Source organism: Roseiconus nitratireducens (genome assembly GCF_008629675.1).
In the GTDB taxonomy this organism is placed as follows: Bacteria; Planctomycetota; Planctomycetia; order Pirellulales; family Pirellulaceae; genus Stieleria; species Stieleria nitratireducens.
The window spans coordinates 103,932-115,000 of record NZ_VWOX01000005.1; the positions used below are offsets into that span (position 1 = coordinate 103,932).

Annotated in this window: 7 protein-coding genes (1 of these 7 only partly in view); 4 read left to right on the forward strand and 3 right to left on the reverse strand. The window is 61.1% G+C overall.

Going from position 1 to position 11,069, the window contains the following annotated elements; all coding sequences use genetic code 11:
• The first annotated feature begins 199 nt into the window (after positions 1-199).
• Both gnd and FYK55_RS10585 read left to right on the forward strand, forming a co-directional pair.
• A complete protein-coding gene (gnd, locus tag FYK55_RS10580) occupies positions 200-1,678 on the forward strand; it encodes a decarboxylating NADP(+)-dependent phosphogluconate dehydrogenase (RefSeq protein ID WP_150076392.1) in 1,479 nt (492 codons plus the stop codon).
• A gap of 8 nt (positions 1,679-1,686) precedes the next feature.
• Positions 1,687-2,820 (forward strand): hypothetical protein, encoded by a 1,134-nt coding sequence (locus FYK55_RS10585; RefSeq protein WP_150076393.1) that lies wholly within the window; start codon positions 1,687-1,689, stop codon positions 2,818-2,820.
• Positions 2,821-3,035: 215 nt separating this feature from the next.
• Here FYK55_RS10585 and FYK55_RS10590 read toward each other — a convergent pair whose 3' ends face one another.
• The 3 genes from FYK55_RS10590 to dxr form a co-directional block, all read right to left on the reverse strand.
• Positions 3,036-3,386, reverse strand: a complete 351-nt coding sequence (locus tag FYK55_RS10590; protein ID WP_150076394.1) for a hypothetical protein — start codon at positions 3,384-3,386, stop codon at positions 3,036-3,038.
• A gap of 798 nt (positions 3,387-4,184) precedes the next feature.
• The gene (locus FYK55_RS10595; protein WP_150076395.1) at positions 4,185-6,338 is read right to left on the reverse strand and encodes a site-2 protease family protein; all 2,154 of its coding nucleotides are present in this window, start codon (positions 6,336-6,338) and stop codon (positions 4,185-4,187) included.
• A gap of 299 nt (positions 6,339-6,637) precedes the next feature.
• Positions 6,638-7,879: a 1-deoxy-D-xylulose-5-phosphate reductoisomerase gene (gene dxr, locus FYK55_RS10600; RefSeq protein WP_390621721.1), complete on the reverse strand. Its 1,242-nt coding sequence runs from the start codon at positions 7,877-7,879 to the stop codon at positions 6,638-6,640.
• Positions 7,880-8,180: 301 nt separating this feature from the next.
• Between dxr and ftsH the strand changes: the two genes are divergently transcribed.
• The gene (ftsH, locus tag FYK55_RS10605; RefSeq protein ID WP_150076397.1) at positions 8,181-10,295 is read left to right on the forward strand and encodes an ATP-dependent zinc metalloprotease FtsH; all 2,115 of its coding nucleotides are present in this window, start codon (positions 8,181-8,183) and stop codon (positions 10,293-10,295) included.
• A gap of 28 nt (positions 10,296-10,323) precedes the next feature.
• On the forward strand, positions 10,324-11,069 hold the 5' portion of the coding sequence (locus tag FYK55_RS10610) for an SMP-30/gluconolactonase/LRE family protein (protein WP_150076398.1). The gene runs 250 nt beyond the window's last position; only the first 746 of its 996 coding nucleotides appear in the window; the start codon lies at positions 10,324-10,326; its stop codon lies beyond the right edge, outside the window.

Genomic DNA, 11,069 nt, shown 5'->3' on the forward strand with positions numbered 1-11,069 from the left:
GTGGGTGGGTCGGATCGGCGACGCCCGGAATCCCGGAGCGTCCCCCCGTGGCGGGCGACGCCTGTGTTCGGCCGTTGGACATTCGTTCGCCAAACGATAGCTCTTCGATAGCGGTCCCGCGGTACCCTTTCGGTTTTTTTCCCACGCTTTAGAATCTCCGCTCGGTTTCCGACGATCCCCTACCAACGAGTTGAAAAAGATGAGCGGCGATTGCGATTTTGGTTTGATCGGTTTGGCGGTCATGGGCGAGAACCTTGCCTTGAACGTCGAGAGCCGCGGCTACAAGGTCGCCGTCTACAACCGCACCACCAGCAAGGTCGATGACCTGATCGCCGGTCGGGCCGCGGGGAAGGATTTTGTCGGCACCCACACGATCGAAGATTTCGTCAAAGCGGTCAAACGTCCCCGCAAATTGATGATGCTGGTCAAGGCCGGTCCGGCCGTCGACGCCATCATCGACCAACTGCTGCCGCTCTGTGAGCCCGGCGACATCATCATTGACGGCGGCAACACCTACTACGCCGACACCGAACGACGAACCAAACGCGTCGAAGACGCCGGTTTCCTCTATGTCGGCTGTGGCGTTTCCGGTGGTGAAGAAGGCGCCTTGAAGGGCCCCAGCCTGATGCCCGGTGGCTCGGCCGACGCCTGGCCGGAAATCAAAGACATGTTTCAGTCGATCGCCGCCAAGGTCGGCCCCAACAACGACATCCCATGCTGCGAATGGGTGGGCCCCCGCGGTGCCGGCCACTACGTCAAGATGGTCCACAACGGCATCGAGTACGGCGACATGCAGTTGATCTGCGAAGCGTATCAATTGCTGAAGGAACTCGGTGGCCTGTCCAACGACGAACTGTACGACGTCTTCGACTCCTGGAACGACGGCGACCTGCAGAGCTACCTGATCGAAATTAGCCGCGACATCTTCAGTGCCAAGGATGACCAGGGCGGCGATGGCTACCTGGTCGACAAGATTTTGGACATCGCCGGTGCCAAAGGGACCGGAAAATGGATGAGCCAGCTGGCATTGGATCTTGGCGTTCCCAGCACGCTGGTGACCACCGCGGTGTTCGCCCGCGGACTGTCGGCGCAAAAGGAAGCTCGCGTCCGCGCCAGCGAGAAACTGGAAGGCCCGGGCAAATCGCAGAATCCCGAGATGCGGGCGGTGGTGGAGAAGTTGATCGGCGACAAGCCGGCCTTCATCGAAGCCGTGCGCAAGGCGCTCTACGCCTCGAAGATCGTCAGCTACGCTCAGGGATTCGTGCAACTGCAAGCCGCCTCGGCCGAACACGACTGGAATCTGGACTATGGTCAATCCGCGTTGCTGTGGCGAGGCGGGTGCATCATCCGGGCGAAGTTCCTGGATCGGATCAAAGAGGCGTTTGATGCCGAGCCGAATCTGGAAAACCTGCTGCTCAATTCGTTCTTCGACGACGCGATCCAAGAGGCCCAGGAATCCTGGCGAGCGGTCGTGGCGACCGCCTCGGTGCTGGGCATTCCGGTTCCCGCATTTTGCACCGCTTTGAATTACTACGACGGCTACCGACTGGCTCGCCTGCCTGCCAACCTGCTGCAAGCGCAACGTGACTACTTCGGCGCCCACACTTACAAACGCGTCGACATGGAAGGCACTTTCCACAGCGAGTGGCTGGACCTGCGCAAGACTCCGAAGTCCTGAGCCTGTTGATGTCGTCGCATTCGATCGTCTGTCCGTTCTGCCCCCTGGCCTGTGACGACGTCACGGTCAATACGGCGGCAACGGACGTGGGATGCGAGCTCGCGGACGCAGAACTTGCCGTAGCACTCGGGGCACCGCCGGCGCGGTTGGAGAGCGACCTGCTCCGTGCGATTGATCTGCCGACGCTGGCCGGCAAGCTTCAACTTTCGCCCCGGCCGCTGGTGGAAGCCAACGGGTTGGCGATCGAGGAATGCAAACAGCTGCATCGCCTGGTCCAGACGTACGGTTTGCGGCTGTGCCGATCGGCGACGCCGACGGAGCTTGCGCTCGCCCAATCCGTATCGCGCGATGGAATGATCGCGGCAACCCTCGCGGAGATTTGCCACCGTGCGGACCTGATCTTGACCTTTGGCGATCTGCAGCGTCCCTGGCCTCGGCTGGGAGAACGCGTCTCCGCGGGTTCGGCTTCGCGGATCGATCTGGGCACCGCTTCGCTCAGTTTGCTGGCGGAGCTCCAAACGGCCCGGCTTCAGACGGGTACGGGAGCGAAGCAACGAATTTCGCCCCCTACCGAGATTGCCTCGATCATGGATCGGCTCCGCCGGAGTCGTTACACCGGAATCGTCGTGGGGGCCGACGCGTTTGATCCAGGCACCGAAGTGATCGCCGCAGAACTGTTGAACCGTTGGATTCAGCAGATCAATGAACGCCTCCCGGCGGAGGCGAATTCTGACGACGGTGATTCACAGCCCAAATCGCGGGCGGCCCTGTTGTGGGTCTCCGCGGAACAGAATCTGCAAAGCGTGTTTCGATGGCGATCCAACCAAGATGCGGCTTCGACCTGGACGGCGACGCCAACCGCCGACATCCGCATCGGATCTCCGAGGCTGGCGTCCGGCCATCCCGTCGGTCGAGTCCAGCTTCAGATCGGTGGCATCGATCCGGGGGTCGATCACGCCCACGCCTACCTCCCGGCCTCGCAACCTGGTGTCCACCACCGCGGCACAACGATCCGCGGTGACGGGACTGTCTCGCTACCCTTGTTGAAGTGGTCCGACAGCGACCTGCCTCCGCGTCTGGAACGCCTGGAATCCGTGTTGCGATTGACGCAACCGCCGCATCAGCCGCATTCGGTCGGGTAAGGGTCGGGTCGGGTAAGGGACAGAGCACACGCGAATGTTATGTTACTCCCGGACATCCGTCGGGCCGAAGGTCCGTGGTTTGCCCAGCCCAGCCCGACAGGGCTGGGTGAAAATCGACAACAACAACGAATGCAGGGCCAACGGCCCGGCCGTTTGTCATGATTGTTGGAACCTTGGATTCGAATGCCGGATTCAATGCCCCGCGGCCCATCTTGTCAGGAGCTGGATGCCATCTGGGCTTCCAACTCCAGCGCCAACGCGGCTTCCTCGGCGATTTGGGCGGCGGTGCGGCGGCGGCGTTTCCTCGGCTTGGCGTTCATCCATTCCTTGGTCAGCACTTCAAACACCTCCGGGGTTTCATACCGCACGATGTTTTTCCCCTCGGGCATCGGACCGACCAGGCCTCGAAACACCGGCATCCCCCGCAGCGCCAGATCGGTGCTGCAATCATCGATACCGATCTGCTGGTGGGATTGCATCAACGGATCGACCGACGGGTAGTCGGAAATCATGAGCGAACCGTCGCTGCCGCGTGTGACCACGCGGAACGTATCTTTTTTGGCCATGGTGCCTCCAAAACGGGGAGTGGCGCAGGATTCGGATTGGGAAGGACCGAATGACTCTCGGTGGCGCATGAGTTGGAAGGATGCGCGGATTTCGTCGGACGCCGCTGCGTTGTTCCCCTTGCCGGCGAACGAGGCTTGCCGGGCAACCAGGGAGGCTGGTCGCGTGGGGAAAGTGTTGGCAGGGAACGCGGCGGGCGAGCAGCGACGTCTACCAAACCACCCGTCGAGCGTCCCGGAGTCGCACCCGAAATAAATCGGGATCGTTCCGGGTTGTCAGACGGTAGAGGGAGTCAGGACGGTAGACGTCGATGCTCAAGCGCACCGCGAACTCAACCGACGTGGGGAGGGAGGGGCGTCAGTCGAAATCGGTTCGAGAGTCAGTCGAACAAGGTACGTATCGTCGCCACACCGTCAGCGGTGCACCAAAGTGCCGTCAGAGTTGCAAGCTCGCGGCCAGGCGGGCAGCGCACTGGGCAAGATGCTCCCAACGAGCACGACAGTCGCAACAGGCACAAGACGACGACCGTTGCGTTCGTCTGCGCCCTCAAAGGTGTGACAAGCGGAATGTCAGCCACATCACGAGCGTTTTGGACAGAAGAAGTTCACTGAACCGACAAGCCGCGCTGCGATGGAGGGATGAATCCGATCGCGCACCGCTCACGTTGGAGCCATTTTCAACAGACCGCGATCTAAGTCCACGCTCTGGCGAGCATGGCTACTCGTTACTTCGCTACTTCAAAGAGCGGCCTACGGACACGGCGACAGACTCGCGTCGATGCCTCTGATGCGACTGGAAATTCAGATGTTGATCAAGTCATTGAAGAACACGAACACCATCAGCGCCAACAACATCAACCCACCGGCCAGCGTCAAACGCATCTCCAGTTCTTCGTTGACACGGCGTCCCATGATCGCTTCACAGATCAAAAACACCATGTGTCCGCCATCAAGCACGGGGATCGGCAGGAAATTCAAAACCGCCAAATTCATGCTCAGCATGGTCAGGAACAACAACTGGGCCGACACGCCGCGTTCGGCTTCCGAGCCCGCAACCTGGAAAATTCGAATCGGACCACCGACCTGATCGGCCGCCACGCGTCCGCCAACCAACATCTTCAGGAACCGGAACACTTCGCCCAATCGACGTCGAGACTCACGGATCCCGAGCACCGTCGCCTCGCCAAGCGAACTGGCGGTCTGAACCGACTCTGATGCGGTCAGCCCCAATCCGCGTTCGAATCGGAAACGTCCCTCGTCGTCGCGAAGTTGAAGGGTCGATTCAACAATCACGCCGGAACCGGCACGTTCGGCCAAGACTTTAAACTTGGTTCCGGCTGGCATGAATTGGATCGATTCCAGGAACGCGGCGATCGTCTTGGTGTCGTCAAACTCCCAAGTCTTTGACAACTCTTCGACGACCTGATCCAGCGGGCTTTCGCTGTATTGCGATGGAAAGTCATTGCTGGGCAACAGGATCGCTTCCTGCAACACGTCCCCGGCCTGCAACGGGTCGCCGCTGACCAGCGCGCCCGCATCAAACGACGCGACGACCGCGGGCATTTCAAAGGCGAACCCATAGGCATTGATCGCCGCTTCGCGACCGGTTCCCGTGGTTGGCGAGAGGGTCTGGGGAGACCGATCCGGGTCGATCTTGATCGTCAACGATTCCTTTCCGCGCCGCACCGACAGTTCAACACTCTGGCGTTTGGCCAATTGCAACAACAGCAACTCTGCATCCAACGGGTCGGCGGTCGAATCTGCGGATTGAACCGATTCGATCACATCTCCGACCTGCAGCCCGGACTTCTCCGCCGGCCCTTCGGACACCAAGGCCGTGACCGGACCGACCGCGGTTCGCAGCCCAAGCCATTTGGAAGCCTGCGGTGGCAGCGTGACCGTCTGTTCGGATCCATCGGCGCGTCGCAGACCCAACTCGATCGGCTTGGAGGGGTGCGTGTACAGGTAGTCAAAGAAAGCGTTGCCCGGAACGATCGCCTTTTCGTTGATGGCGTTGCCGTCGTACGAAATGATCGAAGCCCCCAGATCTGCATCGCTCAACACCGATTCGGCCGCACTCAGTGGAGCCGCAAGATCGGTATCGCTCAACTTGGTGGACGTCGGGCTGGTGATTCCGATCATCCGAAAGCTCTTCCGCAGCGGATGCGGTTCGGTGGTCAGTTTGTATTTTTGGGTTCCACCGTCGTAGCTGACCGAAACCGGAATCGGCCGATCCGGTTCCTCCAATCCGGCGTGCACGATCGCCGAGCGCATTTCACGAAAGTGCATTTGCTTATCGTCCAGGCCATCGATCGAGACGACTCGCCCTCCCGGCTCGATGCCGGCTTTCCAGGCCGGACCGCCCGGTGACACGCCGCCGATGATCGCGGGGTTGTACGGCACGCCGTAGAAGAAGGCCGCCGCGGCGAACATCATCCCGGTGACCACGTTCATGAACACGCCGGCACTCATGATGATCATCCGCTGCCAAACCGGCTTGGCCGGCAGACTCCGCGGGTCCAATTCGCGATCGCTGACCGCGACCGGGGCCGGCGTGTCTGCGCTTTCTTCCTCGTCGTCGTCGTTTTCGGCGGCGGCCCGCGCCCGCTCAGCCTCTTCTCTCATCTTTCGCGGGTCATCATCTTGCCCCAGCATTTTGACGTAGCCGCCCAGGGGAATGATCCCGATCCCATACTCCGTTTCGCCGTAGCGGAACTTTCCCAGAGAACTGGGCAACTTGATCGGACCGATCTTCAACGGCGGATCAAATCCGACATAAAACTTCTCGCATTTGACGCCAAACATCTTGGCAGCAACGAAGTGACCCAATTCGTGGACAAAGATGACCAGCCCGATGCCCAGGGCGACCCGTGTCCAAAGTAAGAATTTGGCTCCGAAGGCTGCCAGACCGTCCGGTTGTGAGTCGGCCAGCATCAGGAGCAAGTCGCTAAACATCTTGGTTTCTGTCTACGAAAGATTGGGGAAGGGAAGTGGTCGCTGGTCAGGTGTCAGGGCCAGGTCTGGTGATCGGAAACAGGGCAGGAACCCGACGTCGGGCCGCGGACGAAGCCACGAAGGATTGATGCGTACGGACCGAGCCCCCGCGGGGTCGATCCGCGTTCTCGCCCACGGACAGATCTCCACGGTTTCGTGCGGGGCAGTCTGATGCGGTGCAGGCGGTCTGCCAGGTCGACCCGACTGATCTCGTATTCTACGGCAGTCGGCCAATATTGGCCCGGGCAATTACGCGGCAATCATCCGACACCGGCCGCACACTCGGTCGCCTCCTCGCGAGCCCAGCGGTCCAGTCGCAGCAGGGTCGAAAGCGTCGGCCGTTCCTCGAACGTGTGGTTTTCCATTATTTTGCGACAAACCGTCACGATGTCAGTAAACCGAATCTGGTCGTTCAGGAACAGCCCGACTGCGACCTCATTGGCCGCATTGACCACCGCGCCGGCCGTCCCGCCCACCCGGGCGACCTGGAACCCTAGATCCAAAGCGGGAAAACGTTCCAAATCAACCGGCTCCAACGACAAATCCCAGCGGCGATTTCGCTGCAGCGGGGGGGCTTCGCACGGAAGACGGCGGGGATGCGTCAGCGCATATTGAATCGGCAGCCGCATGTCCGGCGGGCTCAACTGGGCCAGCACCGAGCCGTCTTCAAATTCGACCATCGAGTGGATGATCGATTGCGGATGAACGACGACCTCGATCTGGTCGGCCGGCAAATCAAACAGCCACCGGGCTTCGATGATTTCCAACGCCTTGTTCATCATCGTGGCTGAATCGATGCTGATTTTCCGCCCCATCTGCCACGTCGGGTGCGCCAGCGCGGTTTCCGGTGTGGCCGCTTCCATCTGGGCCGCGGTGGCGGTGCGAAACGGCCCGCCGCTGGCGGTCAAAATCAGCCGCCGGACCCGGTTCGGTGAATCGGCGATGCACTGCCAGATCGCCGAATGTTCGCTGTCGACCGGCAGCAACTGGGCACCGGTTGCCCGCGAGCGTTCCTGCACCAGACCGCCCGCCACCACCAGGGTTTCCTTGTTCGCCAAAGCCACGCGTTTGCCGGATTCGACCGCAGCCAACGTGCTCTCCAGCCCGGCACGGCCGACAATCGCCGCGACCACAACATCCACCTCCGGATGGGACGCCGCACCAACCAGCTCTTCCGGGCCCCAACGTTGTTCGGTCGCCTGCAGCGGGCCTTCCAGATTCCGCAGCGAGCTTTGCACGGTGGGGTCGGAAAACACCAGACGTTCGGGCGGACCGCCAAATCGTGCGGCATCGCGCGCCAGGTCGGTCAGTCCCTTCACGTTGTGGTGCCCGGACGCGGCCCACAACCGCCACCGGTACCGATCGTCGACGCGATTCAAATGCGCCAACACCTCCGCGGTGGCCGTGCCGATGCTGCCCGTTGCTCCCAAGACAGCCACATTCTGGACGCCCGGTCGCGTCGATGGATCGGCTGGCGGCGGGTTGGCGGGGGTTTCGGTCACGGGGCTTTTAGTCGCAGGGTTTTCGGACGAGGAGTTTTCGGACGAGGGGTTTTCGGTCGCAGGGCAAATTCCGACCGCAGGGATCTCTCCCGAAGGCTCTATCATGGACGATCGGCATCATTGTGGCGACCCGACCCGGTCGGCAAACAAATTCGCCGCGGGTTGCCCCGATCCTGGATCAGTCGAACAATGCTGAGCAAAGGATCCGAATCGGACCGGATTTCAGTTTTGGAAACAACCAAAGCATCATCGGGAGGTCGCCGGCCGGCGCCGGCCCCCCTCATAGCAAAAATAGAATCGAATGAGCGATAAGAAAAAGTCGAACAAGAATCTGAGCGACCTGGACCCTCGCGGCGGTGGCGACGGCCGTCCGAATGAAACCCGTGGCGGGGGCGTCTGGTTTGTCATCATCGGTGTCATTCTGGCGGTGTTGCTGAGCGCCATGCTGTTCGGCAACGGCAGCCGGCCGCTGCGTTTCCCTGATTTGGCTCGCCTGTTGGCCGAACACGCCGAACAGCGACGGATTGCCGAAGCGGGTGGAGAAACGGCAACGCCCTCGATCATTGTCCCGTCTCCAAAGGATCCTCGCGTTCAGCTGGAATACTCCGACCTGCAGCTGGTGCAGCTTGGCGACGAGGAGATCACCGGCACGGTCATGTACCGATCGCTGGGGTTGGACGGTGCCAATGCCGACGTGCCGGAGAACGAGCCCGAGAAGGTCAACTTTCGAACCGTTCGAGTTCGCAATGAGACGCAAGACGCGCGATTTGACAAGTTGCTGCAAGATTCCGGTGTGACCTGGGACAACGCCCGTCCGAATCGCTGGCTGAATGACCACTGGTTCGAACTGGTGATGCTGGCCGCCATCATCGCTATCGGCGTGGTGATGCTGCGTCGGATCGGCGGAGTCGGTTCGCCGATGTCCTTCTCTCGCAGTCGGGGAAAGCTGCACGGCCAGGAAGACCTGTCGATCAATTTTGAAGACACCGCGGGCATCGACGAAGCGGTCGAAGAGGTCCGCGAGGTGGTCGATTTCTTGCGGAACAGTGAAAAGTACCAAGCCCTGGGAGGGCGAATCCCCAAGGGTGTGCTGCTGGTCGGACCTCCCGGAACCGGCAAGACGCTGCTGGCGCGAGCCATCGCGGGCGAAGCCGGCGTTCCGTTCTTCAGTCTGTCCGGAAGCGACTTTGTGGAAATGTTTGTCGGCGTGGGAGCCGCACGGGTGCGCGACATGTTCCAGCAAGCAACCAGCCGGGCCCCCTGCATCATCTTCATTGACGAACTGGATGCGCTGGGCAAAAGCCGGTCCGGCTCGGTCGTCGGCGGCCACGACGAACGCGAACAGACGCTCAACGCGCTGCTGGTCGAGATGGACGGATTTGATTCCAACAACGGGGTGATCGTCGTCGCCGCGACCAACCGACCGGAAACATTGGACCCGGCGCTGTTGCGGCCGGGACGTTTCGATCGTCAGGTGCTGGTCGACCGACCCGATTTGGCCGGACGGGAGGCGATTTTGAAGGTGCACGTGCGAAGTGTGAAACTTGGCGAAGACGTCGACCTGAAGCACATCGCGTCGATCACTAGCGGTTTCGTCGGTGCCGACTTGGCGAACCTGGTCAACGAAGCTGCCTTGCTGGCCGCCCGCGCGGACAAGAACGCCGTCAGCACCAGCGAATTCGACGAGGCCGTCGATCGCGTGACCGCGGGCCTGGAAAAGAAGAATCGGGTCATGAACGAGGACGAAAAGATCCGCGTCGCCTACCACGAAGCCGCACACGCGCTGGTTGCCGCCGCCCTTCCGAACACCGACCCGGTGCACAAAGTCAGCATCATCCCGCGTGGTTTCGCGGCGCTGGGATACACGATGCAACGCCCCGAATCCGAACGCTACCTGATGACCAAGTTGGAACTGGAAAGCCGGATGAAGGTCCTGCTGGCTGGCACCCTGGCCGAAGAAATGGTGCTGCAGGACATCAGCACCGGTGCCCAAAACGACCTGGAACGCTGTACCGAGCTGGCCCGCAGCATGGTGATGGACTACGGCATGAGCCGGCTGGGTCGAATCAATTATCGCCGCAGCACCGGGTCGCCGTTCCTGGCCGGCGGCGGTGGGAACGGGCACAGTTCGACCTACGGTGAAGACACCGCCAAAATGATCGACAAGGAAGTCTCACGGATCGTCGACGACATGCTGGTGCAGACCCGCGAAATCTTGTCGCAGCGGCGTGAAGTCCTGGAAGCAATCACGCAGCGACTGTTGGAAGTCGAATCGATCGACAACACCGAACTGATGCGTGTGATCGAAGAGAACTGGACGGGTCCCTGGCTGGTTCCGGGCACCGTCACCGAAAAACCTCGGGCCCAGATACGGAAACCGGAAAACGATTTGGATACACTACAAGACGCGGAATAACCTCCTCCCCGTCTTTGTGATCCGATCCATGCGAAATCTCTGTTTCCTGCTCGCCGCCTTCGCCGCCTGCGTGTGCACCGTCCCCTGCGACGCGCAGACCCCCGCGACGTTGGGGCACATCGAAGTTCTCTCGCCCAAACTGGAAAAGTTTGTCGACGCGGAAACCAAGATCGAGGTTCTCGCCGGCGGTTTCACCTGGACCGAGGGTCCGGTCTGGTTCGGTGGTGACGGTGGCGGTTACCTGCTGTTCTCCGACATTCCCCGCAACAGCATCTTTCGCTGGTCGGCGGCCCGCGGCGTGGAATTGTTCATGCGTCCTAGCGGCTACACCGGTGTCAGCTACTACGGGTTGGAACCTGGCAGCAACGGCTTGACCCGCGACCCCCAAGGCCGACTGACCATGTGCGAACACGGTGACCGGCGTGTCTCCGTGCTCACTCGAGGCGGCGGGAAACGCACACTGGTCGACATGTTCGAAGGCAAACGGCTGAACAGCCCGAACGACCTGACGTTCGACAAGGCCGGCAATCTGTACTTCACCGATCCGCCATACGGGTTGCCCGAACGTGCCGAGGATCCGCGTCGTGAATTAGACTTTTGCGGGGTTTACCGTCTCGGCAGCGACGGAAAGTTGAGTCTGTTGACCAAGCAGATGACGCGTCCCAACGGCATCGGTTTGTCACCGGACGAGAAAACTTTGTACGTCGCACAAAGCGATCCCGAAAACCCGATCTGGATGGCGTTTCCGATCCAAGATGACGGGACACTCGGCGA

Coding starts and splice junctions, on each gene's coding strand:
- gnd (WP_150076392.1), top strand. CDS start 200: ATGAGCGGCGATTGCGATTTTGGTTTGATCGGTTTGGCGGTCATGGGC.
- FYK55_RS10585 (WP_150076393.1), top strand. CDS start 1,687: ATGTCGTCGCATTCGATCGTCTGTCCGTTCTGCCCCCTGGCCTGTGAC.
- FYK55_RS10590 (WP_150076394.1), bottom strand. CDS start 3,386: ATGGCCAAAAAAGATACGTTCCGCGTGGTCACACGCGGCAGCGACGGT.
- FYK55_RS10595 (WP_150076395.1), bottom strand. CDS start 6,338: ATGTTTAGCGACTTGCTCCTGATGCTGGCCGACTCACAACCGGACGGT.
- ftsH (WP_150076397.1), top strand. CDS start 8,181: ATGAGCGATAAGAAAAAGTCGAACAAGAATCTGAGCGACCTGGACCCT.